20 protein-coding genes are annotated in these 24,412 nt (G+C 38.4%); 13 read left to right on the top strand and 7 right to left on the bottom strand.

All coding sequences use genetic code 11. The features are described from left to right. Nucleotides 1-403 precede the first annotated feature (403 nt). The 3 genes from QA584_RS17665 to QA584_RS17655 all read left to right on the top strand — a co-directional run bounded on the left by QA584_RS17665 (nucleotide 404) and on the right by QA584_RS17655 (nucleotide 6,957). A complete protein-coding gene (locus QA584_RS17665; RefSeq protein ID WP_278270410.1) occupies nucleotides 404-4,060 on the top strand; it encodes a response regulator in 3,657 nt (1,218 codons plus the stop codon). Continuing rightward, on the top strand, nucleotides 4,035-5,453 hold the full coding sequence (locus QA584_RS17660) for a diguanylate cyclase (RefSeq protein ID WP_278270409.1): 1,419 nt from the start codon (nucleotides 4,035-4,037) through the stop codon (nucleotides 5,451-5,453). The genes QA584_RS17665 and QA584_RS17660 overlap by 26 nt, the downstream gene beginning before the upstream one ends. A gap of 160 nt (nucleotides 5,454-5,613) precedes the next feature. Continuing rightward, nucleotides 5,614-6,957, top strand: a complete 1,344-nt coding sequence (locus QA584_RS17655) for a C45 family autoproteolytic acyltransferase/hydolase (RefSeq protein ID WP_278270408.1) — start codon at nucleotides 5,614-5,616, stop codon at nucleotides 6,955-6,957. A 36-nt stretch (nucleotides 6,958-6,993) separates the two neighbouring features. Here QA584_RS17655 and QA584_RS17650 read toward each other — a convergent pair whose 3' ends face one another. The 3 genes from QA584_RS17650 to QA584_RS17640 are packed head-to-tail and all read right to left on the bottom strand — an operon-like array spanning nucleotide 6,994 to nucleotide 9,637. After that, complete coding sequence (locus QA584_RS17650) at nucleotides 6,994-7,686, bottom strand: SDR family oxidoreductase (protein WP_278270407.1); 693 nt, start codon at nucleotides 7,684-7,686, stop codon at nucleotides 6,994-6,996. Then, complete coding sequence (locus QA584_RS17645) at nucleotides 7,687-8,712, bottom strand: SPL family radical SAM protein (protein WP_278270406.1); 1,026 nt, start codon at nucleotides 8,710-8,712, stop codon at nucleotides 7,687-7,689. Continuing rightward, nucleotides 8,684-9,637: a hypothetical protein gene (locus QA584_RS17640; protein WP_278270405.1), complete on the bottom strand. Its 954-nt coding sequence runs from the start codon at nucleotides 9,635-9,637 to the stop codon at nucleotides 8,684-8,686. Before QA584_RS17640 ends, QA584_RS17645 begins: the two co-directional genes overlap by 29 nt. A gap of 466 nt (nucleotides 9,638-10,103) precedes the next feature. On the opposite strand from QA584_RS17640, the gene QA584_RS17635 reads away from it, so the two are divergent. From QA584_RS17635 to QA584_RS17610, 6 genes are all read left to right on the top strand, one after another. Beyond that, nucleotides 10,104-11,129 carry an agmatine deiminase family protein gene (locus QA584_RS17635; RefSeq protein ID WP_278270404.1) on the top strand — a complete coding sequence of 342 codons (1,026 nt, stop codon included), beginning with the start codon at nucleotides 10,104-10,106 and terminating at the stop codon, nucleotides 11,127-11,129. Nucleotides 11,130-11,161: 32 nt separating this feature from the next. Further along, nucleotides 11,162-12,040: an N-carbamoylputrescine amidase gene (aguB, locus tag QA584_RS17630; RefSeq protein ID WP_278270403.1), complete on the top strand. Its 879-nt coding sequence runs from the start codon at nucleotides 11,162-11,164 to the stop codon at nucleotides 12,038-12,040. Nucleotides 12,041-12,178: 138 nt separating this feature from the next. Beyond that, nucleotides 12,179-13,402 carry a DUF5780 domain-containing protein gene (locus tag QA584_RS17625; RefSeq protein ID WP_278270402.1) on the top strand — a complete coding sequence of 408 codons (1,224 nt, stop codon included), beginning with the start codon at nucleotides 12,179-12,181 and terminating at the stop codon, nucleotides 13,400-13,402. Between the two features lie 362 nt (nucleotides 13,403-13,764). Next, the gene (locus QA584_RS17620) at nucleotides 13,765-14,394 is read left to right on the top strand and encodes a hypothetical protein (protein ID WP_278270401.1); all 630 of its coding nucleotides are present in this window, start codon (nucleotides 13,765-13,767) and stop codon (nucleotides 14,392-14,394) included. 543 nt (nucleotides 14,395-14,937) lie between these two features. Then, on the top strand, nucleotides 14,938-15,411 hold the full coding sequence (locus tag QA584_RS17615; RefSeq protein ID WP_278270400.1) for a glutathione peroxidase: 474 nt from the start codon (nucleotides 14,938-14,940) through the stop codon (nucleotides 15,409-15,411). A gap of 46 nt (nucleotides 15,412-15,457) precedes the next feature. Beyond that, nucleotides 15,458-16,318 carry an NAD(P)/FAD-dependent oxidoreductase gene (locus tag QA584_RS17610; RefSeq protein WP_278270399.1) on the top strand — a complete coding sequence of 287 codons (861 nt, stop codon included), beginning with the start codon at nucleotides 15,458-15,460 and terminating at the stop codon, nucleotides 16,316-16,318. 155 nt (nucleotides 16,319-16,473) lie between these two features. On the opposite strand, the gene QA584_RS17605 is transcribed toward QA584_RS17610, so the two are convergent. Continuing rightward, nucleotides 16,474-18,204, bottom strand: a complete 1,731-nt coding sequence (locus QA584_RS17605) for an ATP-dependent metallopeptidase FtsH/Yme1/Tma family protein (RefSeq protein ID WP_278270398.1) — start codon at nucleotides 18,202-18,204, stop codon at nucleotides 16,474-16,476. A gap of 389 nt (nucleotides 18,205-18,593) precedes the next feature. Here QA584_RS17605 and QA584_RS17600 point away from each other — a divergent pair, with 389 nt between their 5' ends. The 3 genes from QA584_RS17600 to QA584_RS17590 all read left to right on the top strand — a co-directional run bounded on the left by QA584_RS17600 (nucleotide 18,594) and on the right by QA584_RS17590 (nucleotide 20,488). Next, nucleotides 18,594-18,719 (top strand): VOC family protein, encoded by a 126-nt coding sequence (locus tag QA584_RS17600; RefSeq protein ID WP_278270397.1) that lies wholly within the window; start codon nucleotides 18,594-18,596, stop codon nucleotides 18,717-18,719. 88 nt (nucleotides 18,720-18,807) lie between these two features. Next, nucleotides 18,808-19,905, top strand: coding sequence for a hypothetical protein (locus QA584_RS17595; RefSeq protein WP_278270396.1), 1,098 nt, complete (start codon nucleotides 18,808-18,810; stop codon nucleotides 19,903-19,905). Nucleotides 19,906-19,954: 49 nt separating this feature from the next. Then, nucleotides 19,955-20,488 carry an iron dependent repressor, metal binding and dimerization domain protein gene (locus tag QA584_RS17590; protein WP_331487664.1) on the top strand — a complete coding sequence of 178 codons (534 nt, stop codon included), beginning with the start codon at nucleotides 19,955-19,957 and terminating at the stop codon, nucleotides 20,486-20,488. Between the two features lie 143 nt (nucleotides 20,489-20,631). Here the strand turns inward: QA584_RS17590 and QA584_RS17585 are convergent, their stop codons facing one another. The 3 genes from QA584_RS17585 to QA584_RS17575 all read right to left on the bottom strand — a co-directional run bounded on the left by QA584_RS17585 (nucleotide 20,632) and on the right by QA584_RS17575 (nucleotide 23,473). Continuing rightward, nucleotides 20,632-21,441, bottom strand: coding sequence for a nucleoside recognition domain-containing protein (locus QA584_RS17585; protein WP_331487663.1), 810 nt, complete (start codon nucleotides 21,439-21,441; stop codon nucleotides 20,632-20,634). Continuing rightward, complete coding sequence (locus QA584_RS17580) at nucleotides 21,419-23,044, bottom strand: recombinase family protein (RefSeq protein WP_278270395.1); 1,626 nt, start codon at nucleotides 23,042-23,044, stop codon at nucleotides 21,419-21,421. Before QA584_RS17580 ends, QA584_RS17585 begins: the two co-directional genes overlap by 23 nt. Before the next feature lie 81 nt (nucleotides 23,045-23,125). After that, nucleotides 23,126-23,473 carry a winged helix-turn-helix transcriptional regulator gene (locus tag QA584_RS17575; protein ID WP_278270394.1) on the bottom strand — a complete coding sequence of 116 codons (348 nt, stop codon included), beginning with the start codon at nucleotides 23,471-23,473 and terminating at the stop codon, nucleotides 23,126-23,128. A gap of 137 nt (nucleotides 23,474-23,610) precedes the next feature. Between QA584_RS17575 and QA584_RS17570 the strand changes: the two genes are divergently transcribed. Continuing rightward, nucleotides 23,611-24,408 (top strand): amidohydrolase family protein, encoded by a 798-nt coding sequence (locus QA584_RS17570; protein ID WP_278270393.1) that lies wholly within the window; start codon nucleotides 23,611-23,613, stop codon nucleotides 24,406-24,408. Nucleotides 24,409-24,412 lie beyond the last annotated feature (4 nt).

The raw sequence follows: 24,412 nt of genomic DNA, 5'->3' as shown, positions 1-24,412 counted from the left end.
TAAGTTTGACAATGAGTGGTATAAGCGATACAATATTTTTAAATCACTTAATAATTTAAAAAAGGTGGTGAAAGAAATGGGAGATAAAAATCCGAAAAAAGCTCCGAAGAAGAAACAGGGTTCTGAAAAATCTGCACCTCAGGCTTCAGCCTCTAATTCTTCTGCATCAAACAAAAAAACAAAATAGTAAACATAAAAAATTCCCTCACAAACTCAGGGAATTTTTTATTGCAAACTTTTCATCAGCTATTGGAAAATATTGCTTAAAATTACATTACTTGACAAAATAATGCTTATTCTGATAAACTGAACTCATAGGTCTATATTACTATAATACTATCAGGTAAGCTGGTTTCTTAAGCATACGGGTGGTTGATATTTGAAAGGAACAAGTGGTTGCAGCATGAGCAGAAAATCATATTCCATGCGTATAGTTATCAGCATTTCTTTTATCGTACTTATGATTAGTACGGTTTTCATTATAGCTTACATAGTCTTTGGCAACTGGAAGAGATCCATCGACAATACAATAGAAAAAATGCAGGAACAGGCCTGCAGTGATATTTATAATAAAATAGAAGCACTTGTAAACACTCCTTTGAATATTAACAACATCAACCATATCCTGATTGAAAAAGGTATGATTGACATTAGGGATAAAAAAGAGCGGGAAGCATATTTTGCAGGTGTCATTCAGTCAAACAGCGAAGAAATTTACAGTTTCAGTTATGGCACTGAGAACGGGGAATATTATGGTGCCCGGAGAAATAAAGATAATCAAATTGAAATCTACAGAAGCGATGCTTCTACAGGCGGAAATTCATTCTATTATACGGTAACCAAGGATCTGACAGAAGGAAGTTTCGTACAGGATTTTGGTAAGTTCGACCCACGTACCAGGGATTGGTATAGTTTGGCCAAAGAAAAAGGCAAACCAATATTCTCCCCTATTTACAAACATTTTGTAAAAAATGACTTAGCAATTTCAGCCGCATATCCCATCTATTCAGATGGCAAGTTACAAGGTGTCATGGGTACTCATATTACCTTATCAAGTCTGAACAACTGTCTGGTCGATATTGTACGCGACAAGGAAGCGGTAGCCTGTATTCTGGATAAAGATACCGGAGAGCTGGTCGCTAATTCATTCGGGGACTTGAACTTTACGGTACAAAAAGACGGTAAGATTAAACGAACCGGTATTGAAGGAATTAACAGCAAATATATGGAAGAAGCCTATATTAATTATATAAAAAACAACAAAGATGAGAGCATGATTGCCACGGACTCTGACAAGTATCATATTAAATTAACAGAATACAAAACAGAAGGGCTTAACTGGCTGATTATGATCGCCCAGCCAGAAAGTGTATTTACAAAAGGAATTAATAATACTTTAAAAATATCGGTATCTTTATCGGTACTTGCTTTGTTTATATCTATTCTTATATATTTAAAGTTCACGGATATTATTTTAAAACCCATTAATAGCTTAATGTCTGCAACAGAAAAATTTTCCGAAGGTGATTTGTCACAGCGGGCAAAGATTTTTAGAAACGATGAAATTGGAAGGCTTGCCTTTGCTTTTAATCATATGGCAGAGGAATTAAATAAGCATATTAATAAACTGGAGGAGAATGTCAAGGGTAGGACCTCGGAGTTGGAAGAAACCAATTCTGCATTAAAAAAGAGTGAAGATGAAATACGTCTACTGCTGGATTCAACTGCGGAAGGGATATATGGGCTTAATTTAGCCGGTAATTGTACTTTTTGCAACCAAAGCTGTCTAAAAATTTTAGGTTATAACAGCCAGGAGGAATTAATTGGTAAAAACATGCATTGGCAGATCCATTCCAAACATCCGGATGGGTCCCATTTCCCAATGGAGGAATGTAAAGTAAACAATGCCTTTGATAACGGAGCAAAAACCCATGTGGATGATGAAGTATTCTGGAGGGCAGACGGTACCGGCATACCGGTTGAGTATTATTCCTATCCCCAATACCGGGATGGTGAAATTGTTGGCGCAGTGGTAACCTTTATGGATATCACGGATAGAAGAAATAATCAGCAGGAATTAATTATAGCCAAGGAAAATGCGGAGGCAGCTAACATAGCAAAAAGCCAGTTTCTAGCAAATATGAGCCATGAAATCCGGACCCCGATGAACGGTATTGTAGGATTTTTACAACTCCTTGAAGGTACGGAACTTAATCATGACCAGTCAGATTATATTCATATGATAAAGACCTCCATAGATACTCTGATGTCAGTTCTTAATGATGTTTTGGATATTTCAAAAATCGAAGCCGGAAAGATGGATCTGGAATGTATACCATTTGACATCCGTTCCACCATTGAAACCACCGTAGTTACCTTTGATGCAAAAGCGAAGGAAAAAGGATTGGAAATGAATATGCTGATTCATTCGGCAATCCCCCAGTGTGTTATCGGAGATCCAACAAAGTTAAGACAGATTATAACAAATATCATAAGTAATGCAGTGAAATTTACGGACAGGGGTGAGGTGTTTTTAGAAGTCTCTTTAAATAAGCAGGAAGCAGATTTCATAGAATTATTATTTATCATAAAGGATACCGGAATTGGTATGACGGAATTAGAAACCGACAAATTGTTTAAACCCTTCAGCCAGGTGGACGCCTCTTCAACCAGAAAATACGGCGGAACCGGGTTAGGGCTTGCCATCTGCAAACGGTATGTGGATATGATGGGAGGAACCATAAACGTTATCAGTGAAAAGGGGAAGGGTACGATTTTTCAGTTTACCATAACCTTAAGTAAAGCAGAAGATAAGGTAATTGTTCAGCCGCCCGATTACTCCGTGGTCAGGGGAAAGCGAATTCTGGTAATTGACGATCACGCCATGAACCGTTATATAGCAAAGGTCTATCTTGAAGAGTTAGGTGGTATTGTATATGAAGCTGAAAGTGCTGACCGGGCTCTGATTGATCTAATCAACACCGGTAAGGAGAATTCTCCTAATTTGATACTGGTGGATTATCAGATGGAAGGAATGACAGGCATGGAATTTTCTTCTGCAGTTAAAGGTATTGTTACTGCGAAAGATATTCCCCTGATACTGGTAACCTCCGTTACTGCAGGATCAGAAGCAAAGCAGGCGAAAAACAGTGGGTTTGAGGGGTATTTGTCAAAGCCTTATAAACGTAATGAACTCTTAGATTGTATTGCCATGATTTTTGGTAAAAATCATCAGGCCAAGGAGGGACAGACTATTTTTGTAACGAAACATATGGCTCAGGAGGCCAACTTTAATACCAAATTAAAGATTTTGTTGGTGGAAGATAACGAGATTAACAGAAAGTTCTTTATAAAGCTTTTGAAAGTAAAGGGTATTACCTGCGATATATCGGTGAATGGATTGGAAGCGGTTAATGCATGTCTGGATAACAAGTATGACATTGTATTTATGGATTGCCAGATGCCTGTTATGGACGGATACGAAGCCACAAGGCAGATCCGTGTGGCGGAGGGTGACAGCAAGCATACTACGATTATCGCTATGACTGCATATGCCCTGGAAGGGGATGCGGCTAAGTGCAGGGAAGCCGGTATGGATGATTATTTAAGCAAACCGGTCAATTTAAATGATGTACTAACTATTCTTAAAAAGTATGATACTAGTTTTGAACCAGGCGAGAGTACAAAAAGTAAAAATTATTACCTGGAAGCACTGCATAGCTTAACCCAGGAATCAGGTCTTGATGAGGAATCTTGTAAGGAAATAATAATTGAATTCAGTGACCATGCAAATAAGCTTCTTCTGGAGATAAAAGAACAGATATCAAAATCAGAACTGGAGCAAGCGAAAGCCCTGCTGCATCAGTTAAAAGGCTCTGCCGGTAATGTAAGGACCAGAGAACTTGCAGAATGTGCCTTGGAGACGGAAAGTGAGATTAAGAACGGTAACTTTGAAAAAGTGGCAGTAGATTTGGAAAAACTGGAATTCTTGGTCAATGCATTGATAATGGACTGCAAAGAAGCGGAGTGTGATAATGATGGGAAATGTAATGATTATTGATGATTCTACAGTAGACAGAAAAATTATTAAACAGGTTCTGGAAAAAAATCTGACGGATGTCAGACTGTTTGAAATGGAAAATGGAAGTAATCTAAGTGAAGAGTTAAGGGGAAAAGATATTGAATTATGTATACTCGATATACTAATGCCTGAGAAAAACGGTTTTGAGATACTAAAGGAAATGAAAATGGAACCTACCTTAAGTGATATCCCGGTAATTGTCTGCACCGGAATCAATGACAAGGAGGCGGTTGAAAAAGCTCTGGCTCTGGGGGCGTTTGATTACTTTTCCAAACCTTTAAGTGAAGAAGTATTAAAGATCTCTCTGCCTCTTAAGACCAAAAATGCCTTAGCCCTTATGAAAAGGAATAAAGAAATTATTTTCCTAAGCTGTCACGATACGTTAACCGGACTATGCAACCGCAGGGGGTGTGAAGAAGAAATGAAACGCCTGGATATAGAAAGTAACCTGCCCATATCTATTATTATTGGTGATGTCAATGGTCTAAAGCTGACCAATGATGCTTTCGGTCATGATGCCGGAGATAAACTCCTTTATAAAATAGCATCCATTATGAAGAATGAATGCAGAAAAGAGGATATTGTCTGTAGGTATGGTGGTGACGAATTCGTGATATTATTGCCAGGTACCAGCTGTGCGGAGGCACAGCAAATATCAGAGCGGATTATAACAAGGTGTAAAAAGGAAAAAGGGAATCCCATAAAACCCAGTATATCTTTGGGATTTGCAGCCAAAGAAGAAATGGATCAGCGGTTGCAGGATGTTTTTGGAGCAGCAGAAGATATCATGTATAATAATAAATTAGCAGAAAGCAAAAGTATAAGGAGCACCATACTAACTTCCTTGCAAAATGACTTATATGAGCGTTCCATTGAAACAAAAGAACAAAGCAGCCGACTGGTGGAGCTAACCCAGAAACTCGGTGAGGCCCTAGGTTTGGCAGAAGATAAAATCAGAAATATAAAATTATTAGCAGTGTTGCATGATATTGGAATTACCGGAATTCCAGACCATATAATATCCCAAAACAGTAAGCCAGGAACCGAAGAATGGAATGTCATGAAAAATCATTGTGAAATCGGTTACCGTATAGCCAGTTCTTCCTCTGACCTGGCTCATATTGCAGGAGATATCTTAAGCCATCATGAACATTGGGATGGATCTGGTTACCCTCAGGGACTAGCCGGGGAAAGCATACCCTACAACGCACGGATTATTGCCATTTTGGATACCTATGATACTCTGATGAATGAAAAGAATAATCAGAACAGTGAAACCACAGAAGCGGTAGTGGAATATTTCAGACAAGAAGCAGGGAAGTGTTTTGATCCGGTTTTAACTGAGAGGTTTCTGGAAATACTGGAATACTGATTCATATACTTTTAAAACTATAGGAGTGCAAATATTAACCAGTACGAATTTATGAATAAAAATAGGAATATATTATCAGTATAAAAAACATGTGAAATACCGGAACAGGTTATAGCTTCTGGTTATATTACCTGTTGTTACGGTATTGTCGGAGAGAATCATGGAGTATGATAATTATTTGATGAATTCGTACAGTTACTGTGAAAACGGCTGGATCTTTTTACATATCGAGGGTAATCCCTATGAAAGAGGATTTCAGCATGGATATTATCTTTCGAAAGAGATAGCTAATGTTTTCAAAAATCTTTCACAAATCACATTCTTAATAACCGGAAAAAATATTGAGTTTTTTATGGAAGCAGCTCATCGGATTTTTGTTCCTGGTATTGACAGTGAATATATGGAGGAACTGCGGGGGATTAAAGAGGGAACCCAAGCAGCAGGCGGGGGGATACCCTTTGATGCCTTGCTGGTAATGAACGGTTATATCGAACTCATTTATTATTGGTGGCCAAGTGTAAAGTCTGATTATACAGGACCCGGGAAAAATAAGACAGGAGGCTGCAGTGCGTTTATTGCCACAGGTAAAGCCACATTGGATCATGGCATTGTCATGGGCCATAATACCTGGTGGGATTTTTTTCTGGCACAATACTTCTATGTAATTCTTGACATCAAACCTGCCACCGGATACCGGATAATGATGCAATGCATACCTGGGTTCATCCACAGTATGTCGGATTTTTTTATAACTGGTGCAGGCATCATTGGTACAGCGACTACAATAAATGGGTTTAGCAAATATAAAGAAGGCGGATCTCCAGAGTTCTCTCGTGTAAGAAAAGCCAAACAATATGCAGCAACCATTGATGATTGGACCATGATAATGGAAAAAGGAAACAATGGCGGAATCGCGAACAGCTGGCTCCTTGGAGATACGAATACCAATGAAATTGCCTGTTTTGAACTGGGGTTAGAGTACAGCAGTCTGAATAAGTTAAAGAATGGATATTTTTCTGGTTTTAACGAAGCAGAAGATCCAAGGATCAGGAATCTGGAATGTGAAAATACAGAATATAATGATATCCGGGGTAACGGAGCAAGAAGAGTAAGATGGAAGCAATTAATGGATATGAATTATGGCAGTATTGATACGGAAAAAGGGTTTCAAATGCTGAGCGACCACTATGATATCTATTTGCATATTAATAAACCCAGCAACCGTACCATATGCGGGCACTCGGATTCCGATCCTTTTGAATTTACAGGATTAACCGGGGATAAACCCTTTAATCCCGGAGGTGCCATGGACGGTATGGTAGTGTCCAGTGCATTAGCAAAAGATTTTTCTTTTTGGGGAAGGTATGGCCGGTCCTGCTGTGAACCCTTTTATGTGGATGCATTCTTACAGGAACACCCGCAGTGGGAATGGCAGAGAGAATTTTTAAGAGATCGCATATCACAGCCCTGGACCTTTTTTAAGGGATGGAATAAAGAGCAGTAAACAGGTTGTACACCTCAGTTAATCGTACTCGTCGATTTATAATTTCCTTAACTGATGCTTCTGAGGTTTGATTGTGAGTTCCGATATCAACATTCCGTCCCGCTGGTTTAAAATCATATCTACGGCTCCGGCAATTTCTTCTGGGTATAGAAAACTGTCTTCCTGGCTGCCTTCGCAGAAGTTTGCATGGCGGTAGAAGTTTGAACGGGTCATATCGGGATGAAGGGTAATTACTTTTACTCCATATTTTCTTACCTCATCAAATAAGCTGTTAGAAAAACTGGTAAGACCGGCTTTTGTAGCACCGTAGGCACAGCCGTAGGTATTGGATTTCGAAGCGGTAACGGAGGAAACATTAATAATAAACCCAGTATGTTTTTTCAGATCCCTTAAGAGCAGCTGACTGAGTATCAAAGGGGCTTCCAAATTAACGGCTACCATTTCATGGATTTTACCAGGATTTAATTCTTCATGGGGACCAAAATAACCGACACCTGCATTGTTGACCAAAAGATGGATCTCATTGCTTTTCCTGATTTCCGTGATCTGCTTTACAAGAGCAGAAGTATCTGTAATATCACAGATTATTTGGAGAAAGTTCTCAGAAATCAGGGAAGTATCGGTAAAATTCCTTCCGATACCATATACTTTATAATTTTTATCCAGTAATACTTTTGATATTGCATGCCCGATTCCGGAGGAAGCTCCGGTGACAATTGCTGCTTTCATTTAAATTGTTTCCTTCCATATATAAATTTTTGATTCGGATATATATTCTTTTATCAGATTTCTGACATAGGAAATCATGGCATTGGATAAGGTCCTGCCATAATGACATATGCCGTGGTCATTTTCATAAGGATACTGTATGATAACGGAATCCGGGCGCTGTTTTCTCATCTGCTTTAAGTAGTCATGGGAGACTCTAAATACTCCAAGGCTGACATCCCTTATTTTATCAGCAGGCAAGGTAAGAAAAGTTCTCCTTACCAGTTCGTTATATAAGGTCTGCCAATCCTCCTGATAAATTAGAGGATCAAAACACAGCCGCAGGGTGTAACCTTTATTCATGACCTTATTGATACAAGCTAGCCGCTCTTGTAAGGATGGGGTATGATGCTCATACTTGCTTTGGATAGTCTCAGGAGTCAGGGTCCAGGCTAGAATAAAATTATCCTGTGGCATCAAGTTATCAAGGACTTGTGAAGCAGCACATTTGGTACGCAGTTCAATAGTCAAGCCCGGTTGCTTCCCAGCAAAAGCAAGCCACTGTCCTACGTAGCCTAAAATGTTCTCAAATGCCAGTAAATCCGTATCATAGGAAATACACAGATAGACCGGATAAGCTTCTAAAAGTTTTACAATCTCCTTAAAATAATCCTCCAGATTTACATAAATAACAATATTGGCAGAAGGATACATGCCCTGCAGGTAACAGTATTCACAGTCATAAATGCAGTTCATAACCAGTGAGGTATAGTAAAAATGCTGGTTTCCAAAACTCTGGCAGACAGGAGCTCCTTCATAGACAAAAGAAGTTTTTTTAATAGCCAGTATCAGTTTTGGAGATTGTTTTTGAAGTCCATAGCTTTGATGACCTCTGCAAAATACATCTTTATAGTGTTTAATCGGGATATATTCCGCATTCGGGTACCGGGATAGGATTTTTGCCGTATTTGGGTGCTTTAGAGCTTCCTGTTCAATATAGATATGGGAGAAAAAAGGGTTAAATAAATAACTGTCTGAGTTGTTCAAAATACATCTTCCCTTCTGATTTCGTGTTACAGGGCAAAACCTTATCTGTTAAATAATCGTTTAGCCTGTCGGTAAAATTCCCTGTCTTTAACTTGTAATACTTAAGGAGCTGTCGCAGCTTTAATTCCATAGAGGCAGAGAATAGGAGAGAACGGGTTACTTCTTTAATATATTCTTCCTCTGCTTCGGTAAATACGGAAGGACTATTTCGTAAAGCTTCCTGTATTTTACTGATCCATGTATGGATTTCTGGCAGGCGGGGCTGTATGAATGCCGTTACACAGTCAGCAGTTATCGCGTTTAATTCTAGATAATCGGATACTATTTTCAGAAAAAACATCTGATGGGGTTTGAAAAAGCAGGCAGCAGCCGGGTATAGTCCGGCAGCCTCCATATCAACGAGAAATCCTTTCCCGGAATTAATATCTTCTTTTTGCATTGAACTAAAACTGGCAGTATCCAGATTAGTTATGTGGTTTTTAGAACTTTGCCAGGCATCAATAGGTTCACCAAATGATGGATGAAACCTGTCAGTGTCGCCAGTTTTACCTAGAAGGATTGTAGGACTTGTGACTAAGCATCCTTCCTTAAAGGGATGACTAAAGAGAATATCCGGATAATAACTTCGATTGGTTATCAAATCCACAATCTTATTACATAAATAAACCGTTCCAATAGGTGCCTCCACTTTATTCAATCCGCAGATACCCAGATTCAGGAATATATCTTTTGAAGTTGGGGAAAGTAAGGAACATATGGCTGAGGTGCTGATTGCAGCCGCCATGGCACCGGTGCCAGTTAGGAGTAGTAGAATTTCCTCATTTTTAAATACCTGGAATCTGGTTACGGTGGTATCTTTTTTAAGATGATAGTATTGGATTAAGGGCTGAGCTTCACAATAAAGGGCCGTAGTGATAATAATCATAAACTTACCTTCTTATAAAATAGTATCAGGATAAAGAGATATAGCTGTTAAGGAGAGTACAGGAATCTCCTTTAATCTTCTTATAAAATAGTAACAGGATAATGAAGTATAGTTGTTAAGGAGGGAAATAGTAAACTTCTTCCTCTTTAAGATAATTATGTTAAATTAACCTCCATCTGTCAATAATAAAACTCCAAATAATTAATTCAGACAGTAAATGCAAAATAGTAAATGCAAAATAGTAAATGCAAAATAGTAATACTAAATAGTAAATATAAACTAGGCATGTGCAATAAAAAGATAAAGAAATTGGAATCAAATTAGTAATTTAGATATGTCAATTTAAACAATAAACGCATATAAATAATCAAAACAATAAAACGCATCAAAAACTGGGATTGTCATATGCTTTCGTTACAGGTATAATAAATAGGACAAAAAGTAAGAGTTTCACATGGAGGTTGGAATGTTAAAGGAACATGAATTTTTCATGCCCGGTGAATGGGAGAAGCATGAAAGAACGATAATTGAATGGCCGGTGAAAGACTCCTTAGTCTGGCCGGATAATTATAAAGAAGTATGTAATGGGTATGCGGCTGTAGTGAAAGCCATATCCGAATTTGAACCGGTTACCCTGATTGTTAATCCTTCTGATAAGGAAACTGCAAAAAATCTGTGCGGACAAGCTGCCACACTGCTTGAATTGCCTCATAATGATGCCTGGTGCAGGGATAATGGACCTACCTTTCTTAGAAACAACAAGAAAGAATTAAAAGGGATAAACTGGAAGTTTAATGCCTGGGGGGAAAAGTATAAACCTTATAATCTGGACAATGAAGTGGCGCCCAGGGTATTAAACCACTTAAATGTGCCGGTTATAGATATACCAATTGTCTTAGAGGGCGGTTCCATTCATGTGGACGGAGAGGGTACGCTGCTGACAACAAAGCAATGTCTTCTGAATCCAAACCGAAATCCAGAGCTTACTCGTGAGCAGATTGAAGAGGAAGTCATGAAGGCATTAAAGGTAAATAAAATAATCTGGCTGAATAACGGTTTATATGGAGATGAGACCGATGGACATGTGGATAATATAGCCTGTTTTGCAAGACCAGGCGTAGTACTGCTTCAGACCTGCAGGGAAAAGGGTGATCCTAATTATGAAATAACTCTTGAGAATCTGGAGATTTTAAAAAACACAGAAGATGGGAAGGGAAGAAAACTTACCATTATAGAGATTCCCCAGCCACCGGTACGGTTTTATAAAGATATTAGATTAACACTAAGCTATCTGAATTTCTATTTTGTGAATAATGGAATAATTCTGCCGGTATTTGGCGGGGATGCGAAAGAGACTGATAAAAAAGCGGAGGCTGTATTACAGGAAGTATTTCCGGAACGAAAAATTGTAACGGTAGATGGTATGCCGCTAATAAAAGAGGGGGGGAATGTTCATTGCATTACCCAGCAGATGCCCCTCGGCATCCATTAAGGCCTGAGTATATCATTTAAGGAGGATTCCCAGTGAGAATTGTTAAAATTGCAGCAACACAGATGAGTTGTACGGATGTAATAGAGGATAATATAAAAAAAGCAGAAGGACTAGTCCGCGATGCCGCCGGAAAAGGTGCTCAGATTATACTGATTCAGGAACTGTTTGAAACCCTTTACTTCTGCCAGAAAGAAAAACCGGAATATTATAATTATGCTCTGGAGCTTTCAGAAAATAAAGCAATCAATCACTTTAAAGCGGTAGCTAAAGAACTCGGTGTTGTTTTGCCCATCAGTTTTTACGAGAAAAAGAATAATGCCAGATATAATGCCCTGGCAGTCATTGATGCAGACGGTGAAGTTTTAGGCGTATATCGAAAAAGCCATATACCGGATGGACCAGGCTATGAGGAAAAGTACTATTTTAACCCAGGTGATACTGGTTTTAAAGTCTGGGATACCAGGTACGGAAAAATCGGCGTTGGAATCTGCTGGGACCAGTGGTTTCCGGAAGCCGCCAGATGTATGGCCTTAATGGGGGCTGAGATCTTATTCTATCCAACGGCCATAGGCTCTGAGCCGGAAAGTCCGGAAGTTGATTCTAAGGATCATTGGCAAAGATGTATGATTGGACATTCTGCCTGCAACTTAATGCCGGTGGTGGCTTCTAACCGGGTTGGAAGTGAAGTGATAGAAGATTCCACTATCAATTTTTACGGTTCTTCTTTTATTACCAACGCGGTAGGGGAAAAAATAGCGGAAGCCGGAAGGTCGGAAGAAACCTTTTTGGTGGCGGAATTTGACTTGGATGCAATAGCCGAACAGCGTATCGAATGGGGTATTTTCAGAGATAGAAGACCAGAGCTGTATAAGGCGATCCTGACTCAGGATGGTGTTGAAAGAGGAATTTAATGTTGAAATCTATATAAAAGTTATAATCTGGTTAAAACTTAATTACAGATTTCATAAAAAGGTTTAATTCTACCTTAATTGACTTAATATCAGTTTTTGGATAACATTGACTGTATAATAATGGTAGGAGGATAACAAATGAAAAAGAAATTATTTTTAACCGGTATTGTACTTGCGATGTTTATCTTGGGGGCATGTGCCAAGACTGAGACAAAAGAAACCACCAGTGAACCGGAGTCAAGAACAGAGGACCAGTCAAAGGATACCAACAACACAGATACTAAAACTGAACCAGTGAAGGAAACACAGGATGGGAAAACAGATACAGAAGAAACGCCTGCCACGGTAACTGAGGTAGAGGAGAAAGAACCTGCTGTAAAGACAATGAGTTCTAAAGAGTTTGACAAATTACTTTTAGATTTACCGGTAAGTGTTGTTAATACGAAATACACAATTCAGGATGAAAAATATAAATCCCTATATCCGGATCTGCTCCAGGCGATCATACAAAACAATACGGAAGAGGATATTAAAAGTGCGGTAGTAGCCTTTGCAGCCTGGGATAAAAATGGCCTTCCGGTAAAAATTGTTGGATATTTAAGCTTTAACAACGGTGGTTATATCAGTGAAGTAAATTATGATGATATTAACCTGGCCGCAGGCGGAAAATATGGAGAAGACAGCGGCTTACAGCTCTCAGAGGAAACCCTGAATATAGATTCCGTGAAGGCTATTGTAAAATCTTATGAAACCTTTGAGGGTAAGACCTGGGAGAATCCGTATTATGATGAGTTCTGTGATATATATGAAGAAAAGAAACTGTCTAAGGAGGCAACGGTTGATGTAAAAATTGAAGATCTCCAGACTGATTCTGTAAAAGAAACTGCTAAAACAGATAGTAAGGATGATGAAGATTTACCATCGGCTAAAGAGTTGGACGAATTGTTAAAAGCAGAACAGGTATTTATTAAAACTACAAAGTATACGGTACAGGATGAAACCTACAAATCCCTATACCCGGATATGCTCCAGGCAATTGTTCAAAATGACACAAAAGATGATATAAAAAGTGCTGTAATTGCCTTTGCAGCCTGGGATAAAAATGGTCTGCCTGTTAAGATCAAAGGCTCCCTAAGTTTTGCAGACGGGTCATATATTACAAAAGTTGATTATAGTGATATTAACCTGGCTGCCGGTTCCAGCTATGGAGAAGAGAGCGGATATAATCTGGAGGATGGATTAAATATTAAAACCTTTAAAGCAATAGTAGTATCTTATGAAACATATGACGGAACTTCATGGGAAAACCCTTATTTTAAAACCTTTTGTACTTTATATGAAGGAAAGAAAATGAAAAAATAATAGGTATACAAAAAAACGTTTCCTATAAACATATGTGAGTACATATAGTACACCGGCAGTCATTAAATTTGCATCAGGATGCATTTCTTGACAGCCGGTTTTTTGCGGATTAAAACCGTGAAAATATATAGGACTAAATTCAATAAACAATGAGTAAAAAGGGTTACTATGGACTTAAAGAGTGAATTCGGTAACTGGAACCATAAATTAATTATTGCATACTGATAAGATATTGATTATAATAGGAGAACAAAGATTTGATATGTAAGAGATTGGATATATCAAAGATTTGATGTCAGTATTTCGATGTGACAGCCGGACAAGCTAATTGCATGAGTCTTTGACAGAAAGAAGGTTGGTGTATGACTGTTTCTATTAAAAAACCAGAACTATTAACTATTACGGATAGTCTTGAACATAAAACATATTTTGGCGCAGATCAGGAGTGGTATGAAAAAAACTGGAACAGACAGGCTGGATGCGGACCTACCTGTGCGTCTAATATAACTGCTTATCTGGCACAGACCAGAGAAGAATATAAGGATTTATTTAAAACTGATAGTATGGAGCGTAAGAATTTTGTTGGTCATATGGACGAGTTATTCCGCTATATAACACCAGGGGCAATGGGAGTCAATCATGTTGATAAATTTACGGATGGTATAACCCGTTTTGCCAGGGACAATGGAGTGGAGATTAAGACCAGAGTTTTTGCTGTTGAGAATTGTTTTACAAAAAAACGGTATCCAGATCAACTTAAAGATTTTGTCAGTCAGGGTCTTTTATCTGACAGTCCTTTAGCTTTTTTAAATCTGTCCAGAGGAGATGAAATCAGTCTCCAGGCCTGGCACTGGATTACAGTAACGGCTGTTGATATACGGGAAGACAGCTTAATTGCGACTGCCTCGGATGAAGGGAAAGCTATCCAATTCGACCTGCAAAAGTGGTACCTTACTACCAAGATGCACGGCGGGCTGATTTATATAAGTTAGTAAGGGTTAGTGTTGATTTAACCTGTCATGAAAGCAAAGTACACATGAATGATTATAAAGGATAGATAGGTAATAGCAAATTGAAAGATACGAAGTAACGAATTAATAAAATGGATATCTCAAGAAAAAGAAATCTAAGTGCATAATAGCAGATTTCTTTTTTTTGTGGGTTTTAAGTAGTAATTACTAATTCAAGGCTAACAAAAACATAGAAATAAAAGAAATGGTAACGATATAACTATTGACAAAAAAGATTACGAATACTATAATAAATTGCATACAATTAAATAGAACAAAATATAAAACGCTTTTATTATTTACTCAAAGTTCGCAGTTAATAAACTTAAAAACACTTGATAAAATCAGCCCAAAAGCTAAATTGAAAGCATAATTAATACTTTCTTAATCACGTTCATTACTGATTTTATCAAGTATACCAAGACAAAAATAACTGCGATATATGAATTATTTATCTTTAAGTTTTATTAAATAGATAATACAGCATAGTACAAGTGAGTTTTTTCATATGAAAGGAAGGTCAAAATGAAATTTTATGATTTTACAGCAAAAAAAATGAGTGGTGACGAAGTTAAAATGGAGAAATATAAAGGAAAAGTAGTATTGGTTGTGAATACGGCCAGTAAATGTGGTTTAACTCCCCAATTTAAAGAACTGGAAGAGCTGTATGAGAAGTATAAAGAGAAAGGGCTGGTTATATTAGGGTTCCCCTGTAATCAGTTTGCTAAACAGGATCCGGCAGGTAATGATGAAATCCACTCTTTCTGCCAGATGAATTACGGTGTTACCTTTGACATGTTCGAAAAAATAGATGTGAACGGCGAACAGGCTCACCCGTTATATCAATTTTTAAGAAGAGAAAAAAAAGGAGCTTTGGGCAATAATATTAAATGGAATTTTACAAAATTTCTAATTGATAAAGAAGGAAATGTTGTACAACGATTTGCTCCTGTTGTAAATCCTATAAAACTCGAGGATAAAATAACAGATTTATTATAACATACATTAAACTTAAGGTTAGGCTTTATATAGGGAGTGTAAGAAGATGGAAGAGAGATATGATTTAGCTATCATAGGAACAGGCCCGGCAGGGTTATCTGCCGCCTTAAATGCAAAAATAAGAAATAAAAGATTCATTATCTTTGGAAGCATTCAGTTATCCGGGAAAATCGAAAAAGCCCACCTGATAGGAAACTATCTGGGTTTTCCAAAGATTCAGGGAAAGGAATTACAGACAGAATTTCAGAAGCATCTGAGGCAAATGGAGATTGAGATAGCAGAGAAAAAAGTAACGAATATATATCCAATGGATGGATATTTCTCCTTGTTGGCAAATAATGAAATTTATGAAGCAAAATCAATTATTTTAGCTACAGGGATACAGATAGGAAAAGGTTTTCCAGGTGAAGAAGCTTATCTGGGAAAAGGGGTAAGTTATTGTGTTACCTGTGATGGAAATTTTTACAGAGATAAAATAGTCGCAGTAGTTGCTTACAGCAGTCAGGAGGAAAAAGAGGCAGAGTATCTGGCTGATATGGCAGCAAAGGTCTATTATATCCCTATGTATAAAGAGGAGCTTCATTTGAGTGATAAAATAGAAGTGATTCGGGACAGACCCGTGGAAATTGCCGGTGGTGAAGTGGTGAATAAGTTGATACTTAAAGACAGGGTATTAGATACGGATGGTGTATTTATTTTAAGGGATACGATTAGTCCGGGTACCTTGATACCAGGCATAGAAACTGAGGAAAACCATATCAAGGTAGACCGTACTATGAAAACCAATATTCCAGGCTGTTATGCTGCGGGAGATGTAACAGGAAAGCCTTACCAATATATTAAAGCAGCAGGAGAAGGTAATGTAGCTGCTTTATCAGCGGTAAACTATGTGGAAACAGTAAAATAAGATGGCAATAGGCTTACTGGAATTGATATAATAAGAAAACCGGAAATACCATAAAGCCAGGAGGGTATCCTGATTATGGTATTTCCGGTTTTCTATCTGTTTTCCCCTTGGGCGGGCTAATAGTATCTTTTAAAGCCAATTAGCTTTTACAGCAGCTAACCGCAGATTCGTTCAATATCCTCACCATTTAAGGATTCCTTTTCTAAAAGTTCGGAGGAAATGGTTTCTAGTTGTTTTAAGTTGGATTCGATTAGTTTTCTTGTTTCGCCATAAAGCAGGTTCATTTGGTTACGGCACTTATTAACCAAATCACGGTCGTAACCTTCTGCCAGGACTGCAGTACTGAATAGTCCCATATCCTGATCCATTCCGTATTTATTTATATAATCCACAATAATGGAGGAGGCCTTCTGAATATCATTGCTGGCACCGGTTGTTATTTCAGTTTCTCCGAAGATGAGTTCTTCGGCAGCTCTTCCGGCAAGCAGCATCTGAATACTTGCTTTAATCTGCTTTTGTGTCTGAAACATAGTATCCTTTGGAATACTCAAGTTAAAGCCACCGGCTCCGCGGACACTGGGTATAATAGTTACTTTGGAGATATAATGGTCTGGTTGAAGTAGTCTGGTAACCAGCGCATGACCGGCTTCATGGTATGCCGTAATTTTCCGGTCACGATCGGAGATAAAACTTCGGTCAAGCATTGGTGCTCCGGCAATTACCGTATAAAAAGCTTTTTCTATATGCTCACTTGATATCACGGGCTGTTCCTCGTTGGCGGCATTGATGGCGGCTTCATTTAGCAGGTTTTCAAGCATGGCACCGCTGAAATATACGGTGGATTTTGAAAGAGCCTCCAAATCCACATCATCGGATAGTGGCTTTTTACCGGCATAAAGTGATAGTATCTTTTTTCTGGCGTTGACGTCCGGCAGACCAATTTCAATCTGTCTGTCAAAACGGCCGGGTCTTAACAGGGCTTCATCCAGAGTATCCAGGCGGTTGGTGGCACCGATAACGACAATGCCTTTATTTTCGTGAAAGCCGGACATTTCGGTAAGGAGTGCATTCAGGGTCTGGTCACGTTCGTCATTGCTGGCAGAAGTATTTCTGGCACGTTTTTTACCGATTGCATCAATTTCATCAATAAAGATAACCGCTTTTTCACTCTTTTTGGCTTTATTAAACAGATTACGGATACGGCTTGCACCGACGCCTACATACATTTGAACGAAATCAGATCCGCTCATGGCATAAAAAGGGACGCCGGCTTCTCCGGCTATGGCTTTTGCCATTAAGGTTTTACCGGTGCCGGGAGGCCCGTATAGCAAAAGACCTTTTGGCATTCTGGCACCTACTGCCGCATATTTATCCGGCTGTTTTATAAACTCGATGATATCCTCTACCATTAATTTTGCTTCTGTATTACCGGCAATTTGATTCAAGGTAATTGCAGCATCATTCCCTGACTTTTTATTGGAATCTGCAATCATAGGCTTATTACTGCCATTGCCTTTTCTTACGAAGAGAAATACCCCCGCACCGATTACAATAAGCAGGGCAAATTGAAGTAATTTGGTTAACAGGCTGTCCTGACCGTAATTTACCGTAACATTATTTGTTAATAAAAATTCGATAAAATCTTCAGTCTTAGGATTGGGTACCGTATATGTCGTATCAGGTTCGCTATATAAATTGGCTTTAAAGGTATTACTTCCTTTCTCACTGTACTCTACGGATTTTACCTGATTTTGATCCACAGCGCTTATGAATGAGGGGTAGGACATTTTGAGTTCTTTATTATTTTTGCTCAGATATTGATAACCGGCTGCACCTGCTAGTATAAGAATCAGACATGACAGGAGAAGCAAATAAATTTTTTTCATGAAATAACCTCCCAAGGGTTAAAAATGGTTTACATAAATCTCATTCCTATATTGTAACGGTTTCAATTCCAAATTTCTACAAAATATTACTGGAAAGTATGTTTGAATATACCAGGTTTATAGAATACCAGCATATAAACACACAGGATTATAAGTCAGGTCCTGTAACGGCAAAGGGAAACCCCTGACTGTAAAAGGAATTAAGGCTGATACTTTTCTTTCATGAAAGAGGAGAGGATTATAGTTCACATTACGTACTTTTACTTTTGGCAGGGGTGTAAACTATAAGAAGAGATATAGTTTAATAAGTTATCATGATAAATCTGACAGACTGATGTCAGGTTTATGTGTTATAATAGTGCGAAAGATATACTTTAAGGAGGGTTTAGATGGATTTGGCATTCGAGATTAATTCATTATATATCTGTGTAAAAGATATGGAACGTGCAATTGGTTTTTACGAAAAACTGCTGGGGCAAAAAGTGAAAGCAACAACAAAGTACTGGAGTTTGTAGACAGTGAGGGTAATGCGATTGAGGTTACTTCCCCAGTGAGAACTGAAATTTAAGAGTCCAAGAAAAATTTAAATGAAAGGATGATACTATGTCGGATCGTTTGAAGGATATGTATAATCAAGAGTTCTTAAAAGAATTCGGAGAACGGATAAATGCAGTGTATTCAGCCTTCCCGGTGCAAAAGTTTATCTCAGAGGTTATGGATGAGACCTGGGAAGACCTTGAATTAAAGGCACGTATGCGAAAAATCAGTGAAGGTATGGGTAAATTTCTTCCGGAGGATTATGAAGCGGCCTTAATGATTTTATTTACTATCAATGAAGAATGTATGGGATTTCCTTATATGGTTCTGCCGGATTTTGTAGAAGTATTTGGACAAGGGGAGGAACACTGGGAATTATCTATGAAAGCACTGGAGCGTTTTACCAAACAATCCTCGTCGGAATTTGCCATAAGACCCTTTTTGCTAAAAGATCCGGTCCGTGGAATAGAGCAAATGGAAATCTGGTCCAAGCACGATAATGAACATGTGAGAAGACTTTCCAGTGAGGGATGCAGACCTCGCCTGCCCTGGGGAGTCAGCCTTCCGGTATTTAAAGCAGATCCGGCACCTGTACTGGGGGTCCTAATGAATTTAATGGAGGATACCTCCCTCTATGTTCGCAAAAGTGTAGCAAATAATATTAATGATATTACAAAGGATAATAAAACCTTGGTTTTGGATCTTGCAGAACGTTTAAAAGGAGTTAATCCGTTTACAGACTGGATACTCCGTCAAGGCTTGCGTACGTTAATACGTAAGGCAGAGCCTAAAGCTCTGGAACTTTTTGGGTATGCAGACAATGTTAGGGAGAGCATAAAAGACGCTGTTATTGCGGTTACGCCCTCAGTATTAAGCATTGGTGATACCTGTGAGATAAAGTATGTAATTACACTTATGGAGACGGCACCGGTCCATTTACGGATTGAATACGGAGTAGATTTTATCAAGGCAAATGGTAAGACTTCCCGTAAATTATTCCTGTTGTCAGATAAGACAGTAAAGGGCGGCACAAAGTTAACCGGAGTAAAGTCCCACAGTTTTGCTGAATTAACCACCAGGCGGCACTATCCGGGGCAGCATAGGATATCACTGCTAATCAACGGGCAGGAGCTGGCAGCAGCTGAGGTGACTTTAAATCCGTAACAAATGCATGGAAGCGTTACAGATTATCATTCTAGTGTATTTACTATATTTGATAAAGCTGACATATAATGAATTAAGAAAGACCAAAGTTGAGGTAGGCATGCCGGAACAGGAGTTTTTTACCTTTCGGGAATATATGAGAAAGGATCAGGAGATTTTATCTGCATCTGCAGAAGATTATATGGAGATGATATACAGACTTTCGGAAGAAACCGGATTTACCAGAGTCAATGACCTTGCCGCAGCACTCAATGTACAGCCGCCTTCTGTAACAAAAATGATCCAGAAACTAGCGGATGTCCATTTACTCAAATATGAAAAATACGGGGTAATCATGCTGGAACCCGGTGGTGTAAAGTTGGGAAAGACATTATTGAACCGACATAATCTAATCGAGCGTTTTTTGTCTGTTCTGGACATAAAAGACGGATTGCTTGAAAGTACGGAAAAAATGGAACATACCATTAGTAATGAAATCTTGCTTGGTCTAAGGGATCTGACCGATTTTTTTGATGAATATCCTGAAATAAAGGAACAATTTCTTGCTTTCAGAAGAGGAAAAATCAAATGGACCGAACCGTGACACAGTGACAAACGGTATATGATTCTCGTTTATTACGGCTGCTGTAAAATTAAGGATATGTTTCGCTCAGTCAAAAGCATATTAACTTATCATAATTATCATAAAGATAAATTAAGATAATAATTTTACAGCAACCATATCAATTATACCCACTTCAATATTCGGAACAGGGTGGTAGTAAGAAGGCATACAAGGACTGCAATACCAGTTGGCAGGACGGCACCTATTATCGTCCATTTTATACTTCCAGTTTCCTTTTTGATGGTCAGTAAAGTAGTAGCACAAGGCCAGTGAAGCAGGCTAAAAAGCATAACATTTAAAGCGGTAAGATAGGTCCAGCCATTGTTTAGCAGTATGGTGCGTAAGGATTCCAGGCTATCATATTGCATCATGGATCCAGTGGACAGATAACTCATAATCAAGATTGGGAGTACAATCTCATTGGCCGGGAGTCCTAAAAGAAAGGCCAGCAGGATATATCCGTCGAGACCAATCAGTTTAGCAAAGGGATTAAGAAAAGCAGCCGCATGACCGATGATGCTTAAATCTCCCAACCGGATATTGGCAAGAATCCAAATTACAACACCGGCAGGAGCTGCTACTGCTACAGCTCTCCAAAGGACAAAGAGAGTCCGGTCTATAATCGAGGTATAAAGTACCCTGCCAATTTGAGGAACCCGGTAAGGCGGCAGTTCAAGGGTAAAGGTGGAAGGTATGCCCTTAAGCAGGGTTTTGGATAACCCGTAGGAAACCAGCAGAGTAATCAGGATACCAAGCAGGATTAATCCGGTTACCGTTAAGGCCGGCAGTATGCCAAACTTAATACCAGCATTTGCGGCCAGAAATACTGAGGAAACAGCAATAAGGGTAGGAAATGCGCCACCACACAAAGGGAAATTTTGATCCATATAACGAGTAAATGGATGACAGTTATTCACCATATATATAAACATGAAGGTCGTTTCCGTCCCATACTATTTTTTGTACCATCAGTTTGATTAAGGTCCTTTTTTCTTCAACCGACAGCGTATAAAAATTGCCTTTGAAGTTTGATAATGCTGAAGACAGTATATTCATCAGAAGTTCTTTGTCAGATATAATAGTAGTGTCTTTTTGCAGACGGATCTTTTCTTCTTTTAAGGAAGCCAGTTCCTTGTCAAGCTCATTTATTTTGATGTTTATATGTTCAATGAAAGCTGATCCTATGTTTCCATGGGACAGTGTATTGATTAAATTTTTAATCTCACTGTTACATTTTTTTATTTTATCATCAATTATTACAAGTGGATTTTTCTGTGTCTGTCCTTGTAAGTCTCGTTTCAGCTTATTAAGCAGCTTATAGATAACTGAGTTTTCATTCGTATAAAGCATAAGATGCTCACAGACTAAATCATCTGCCTGCTGACCATTGATGTTTTGACAATCACATAAATCCATGCCGCCACGCAATTTATTGTTGCAAATATAATCATATAACCCATTATTTGCACCTTTACCGCTTCTATGTTTTGCAAACATACGGCTTTTGCATTTATCACAATAGATTAAACCGGATAGCAGCGAATAGTCATTGTGCATGAGGGCAGGTTTTGTACCTGTTGCCACGTTGTCCTTTAAGATGTTTTGAATCGCTACCCACTTTTTACCGGATACACGCCCCTTGTGCTTACCAATCGCAATGATCCACTTGTCTATTTCCTGACGTGGGGCATTCTTCTTTCTATAATCACGCTTATTGTAGGCTAGTAATGCATATTTGTTAGAGCATTCAGACTTGTCAAAGCAAATATCTGCATGATGTTCCGAAAAATAGTTCCATACATCTTCATCAGCAATGCAATAGACTGGGTTTTGAAGAATTTCTTTGATTCCAAGCAGAGAGAACATTTTGCCAGTTCGTGACCGGATTCCCTGCTTAATTAAATATTTGCTGACACCTGATATACTGCGAAACTCTAAGAATTTTTCGTAAATACAATCAATTATTTTTAATTCATCCGGATTGTCCTTTAATTTGCAGGCAGTTTTAATCTTACCGTCAATAACGATTTCTTGTACCTTTTCAGAAGTGAAGCCTGTGGGAGTAGTGCCCCCCAGCCACCGTCCGGTTCTTGCCAGCATGAGCATATTATCGCGGACACGTTCTGCAATGGTTTCCCGTTCCAATTGTGCGAAAACAGAAGCTATGTACATCATGGCTTTGCCCATAGGTTTTGATGTGTCAAATTCTTCTTTGATACAGATAAAAGAAATATTATGATTGTTCAGATATTCAATCAAAGAAGAAAAATCGCTTACATTGCGGCTGATACGGTCAAGGCGATAGCATACAATATATTCCGGCTTGTTTAATTTGATGTCGCGGATCATTTGCTGAAATTGCGGTCTGTCTGTGTTCTTTGCAGAGAACCCCTCATCCTCATAAACGGTTATCACTGCTTTATCGGTTGACGAAAGCTTTGCTGTAATATATTCTTTACACATTTCAATTTGGTTCTCAACACTTTCACCCTTGCCGGTATAAACCGATTTACGGCTGTAAATAAAGATTTTCAAAGACGATTCACCATCCTTTTCAGATTGCAAGGTCAGATAAGGTTTAGCACAGAGGCTAATGAATGTGATGGTTCTTAACGGTTACTGATTTTCTTCCATACTAATTTTATGCAGGTATTGGGAACCCCATTCACAAAGCGTTTTAAAAACAGGTTCCAAAGTTTGTCCTATTTCAGTAAAAGAATACTCAACCTTTGGAGGAACCTCTGGAAAAATAGTTCTTTTTATGATTCGTTGTTCTTCCAGTTCTCGTAACTGTTCGGTTAGTGTTTTCGTAGTAATGTTTCCCAAGGTGCGCTGCAATTCATTAAAACGCAGAGTTTTTTTGTGGTAGATATTCCACAAGATTTGTATCTTCCACCTACCACTTAGTACATTAATCCCTAACGACATAGGACAGGCAGTATCTGATGAAATTGATTTAGCCATAATTAATCCTTCCTAAAATATGATATGTATCAAAAAAGGTACCTTATATTAAAAATGTGCGTACTTGTTCTTCTTATTAAGCCATGATACCTTTTTATTATAGCAAGAATAACACGATATAGAAAGGAAGATTTATTATGATTATTGATAGCCATGAACATGTAATGTTACCTACTAAAATGCAATTAGAAAACTTAGAAAAGGCAGATATTGACAAAGCAATTCTGTTTTGCACGGCTCCACATCCAGAGAGAGCTGCTACATTAGAAGAGTTAAAAAAGGAAATGGGTGCTTTATATAAGATATTAGCAGGTACTAATAGCAGAGAAGACGATTTGAATCGAATGAGGAATAACATACAGGACCTGACAGAGATTATTGAAAAATATCCGGATAAATTCTATGGCTTTGGTTCCGTTCCACTTGATTTATCTTTGGAAGAGACAAAAAATTGGATTAATACCTATATTATTTCTAACAATTTAAAAGGCGTGGGGGAATTTACTCCTGGTTCAGATAAGCAAATCAGTCAATTAGAGACTGTTTTTCAAGCCTTGGAAAAATATCCTGAATTGCCTATATGGATTCATACATTTAATCCTGTTTCACTAAGCGGAATTAACATTCTTATGGATATCACAAAAAGGCATCCCAAGATTTCTGTTATCTTTGGGCACATGGGCGGCTATCATTGGATGGATGTGATAGAGTTTGCCAGAACTGTTTCTAACGTATATTTAGATTTGTCGGCGGCATTTTCTACCCTTGCTGTTCGTATGGCTGTGACAGAACTCCCGGATAAATGCCTGTTTAGTTCAGATGCTCCATATGGAGATCCTTTGTTAAGTAAACAACTTGTAGAGTATCTTAGCCCATCTGAGGAGATAAAAAACAAAATTTTAGGTGAGAATATTTTAAAGTTATTAAAGGAATGAATTT

The sequence above is a fragment of the Anaerocolumna sp. AGMB13025 genome (assembly GCF_029689925.1).
Classification (GTDB): Bacteria; Bacillota; Clostridia; order Lachnospirales; family Lachnospiraceae; genus Anaerocolumna.
This window is presented reverse-complemented; position numbering and strand designations above follow the sequence as displayed.

Excerpts from the sequence above, each read along its gene's own strand:
- QA584_RS17660 (WP_278270409.1), top strand. The coding sequence starts at position 4,035 with ATGATGGGAAATGTAATGATTATTGATGATTCTACAGTAGACAGAAAA.
- QA584_RS17585 (WP_331487663.1), bottom strand. The coding sequence starts at position 21,441 with ATGTTTATATATATGGTGAATAACTGTCATCCATTTACTCGTTATATG.
- QA584_RS17650 (WP_278270407.1), bottom strand. The coding sequence starts at position 7,686 with ATGAAAGCAGCAATTGTCACCGGAGCTTCCTCCGGAATCGGGCATGCA.
- QA584_RS17600 (WP_278270397.1), top strand. The coding sequence starts at position 18,594 with ATGGATTTGGCATTCGAGATTAATTCATTATATATCTGTGTAAAAGAT.
- QA584_RS17595 (WP_278270396.1), top strand. The coding sequence starts at position 18,808 with ATGTCGGATCGTTTGAAGGATATGTATAATCAAGAGTTCTTAAAAGAA.
- QA584_RS17575 (WP_278270394.1), bottom strand. The coding sequence starts at position 23,473 with ATGGCTAAATCAATTTCATCAGATACTGCCTGTCCTATGTCGTTAGGG.
- QA584_RS17635 (WP_278270404.1), top strand. The coding sequence starts at position 10,104 with ATGTTAAAGGAACATGAATTTTTCATGCCCGGTGAATGGGAGAAGCAT.
- QA584_RS17640 (WP_278270405.1), bottom strand. The coding sequence starts at position 9,637 with ATGATTATTATCACTACGGCCCTTTATTGTGAAGCTCAGCCCTTAATC.
- QA584_RS17625 (WP_278270402.1), top strand. The coding sequence starts at position 12,179 with ATGAAAAAGAAATTATTTTTAACCGGTATTGTACTTGCGATGTTTATC.
- QA584_RS17570 (WP_278270393.1), top strand. The coding sequence starts at position 23,611 with ATGATTATTGATAGCCATGAACATGTAATGTTACCTACTAAAATGCAA.
- QA584_RS17615 (WP_278270400.1), top strand. The coding sequence starts at position 14,938 with ATGAAATTTTATGATTTTACAGCAAAAAAAATGAGTGGTGACGAAGTT.
- QA584_RS17620 (WP_278270401.1), top strand. The coding sequence starts at position 13,765 with ATGACTGTTTCTATTAAAAAACCAGAACTATTAACTATTACGGATAGT.
- QA584_RS17610 (WP_278270399.1), top strand. The coding sequence starts at position 15,458 with ATGGAAGAGAGATATGATTTAGCTATCATAGGAACAGGCCCGGCAGGG.
- QA584_RS17665 (WP_278270410.1), top strand. The coding sequence starts at position 404 with ATGAGCAGAAAATCATATTCCATGCGTATAGTTATCAGCATTTCTTTT.
- QA584_RS17655 (WP_278270408.1), top strand. The coding sequence starts at position 5,614 with ATGGAGTATGATAATTATTTGATGAATTCGTACAGTTACTGTGAAAAC.
- QA584_RS17605 (WP_278270398.1), bottom strand. The coding sequence starts at position 18,204 with ATGAAAAAAATTTATTTGCTTCTCCTGTCATGTCTGATTCTTATACTA.